Raw genomic sequence first — 713 nt, forward strand, 5'->3', positions numbered from 1 at the left:
GGGCCGGGGGTAGTTAAGAAGCCACCTACAGAGAAGGCATCTTCCGGCAGCATCCGTGTCAGACCACCGATATCAGCCATGATGGTTCATCGCAAAGATGCACGCTCGCTCACATCTTCGAACTCAACCATGCCGCGTGGATTACGTCTTGACTTGCCGCATATCCCTCAACATGTCACTCAGCGCGGCGTAAATCGCGGCGCCGTTTTTGTCGATGATGACGACCGTCAACATTATCTAATGCTTCTTGCCGAAAGTGCACGTGATAACGATATGACCTTACATGCCTACGTTCTGATGGGTAATCACGTCCACCTGCTCGTTAGCACTGCACGGCCTGGCGCGCTGTCGGATGCCATGCGTCAGCTTGGGCAAAACTATGTTCCCGCGTTTAATCGCAGGCATCGACGCACTGGCACGCTTTGGGAAGGCCGTTTCAAATCGTGCCTCGTAAGCACAGATCAATATCTGCTTACAGTATATCGATATATTGAACTAAACCCTGTACGAGCTGCGATGGTCCAAGCACCCGAAGACCATCTATGGTCGAGCGTGCACGCAAACCTTGGATTACGAAACGACCCGCTCGTCACACCCCACGACACATTTTTGGCCATGGCCACAGACCCTCAAGAGCGAGCCATGGCGTATCGTTCATGGCTACGCGCAGGAGTAAATGACGATGAAATTTCTTCTATTCGACTGCACTTGAA

At 52.3% G+C, this 713-nt stretch carries 1 protein-coding gene; it reads left to right on the forward strand.

Annotation, left to right across the window (positions count from 1 at the left end):
• Positions 1-78 precede the first annotated feature (78 nt).
• Positions 79-713 (forward strand): transposase (locus QQJ86_RS18755; RefSeq protein WP_284322503.1); only part of this gene is annotated, 635 nt, incomplete at its 3' end.

The sequence above is a fragment of the Dyella acidisoli genome (assembly GCF_030160295.1).
Classification (GTDB): domain Bacteria; phylum Pseudomonadota; class Gammaproteobacteria; order Xanthomonadales; family Rhodanobacteraceae; genus Dyella_B; species Dyella_B acidisoli.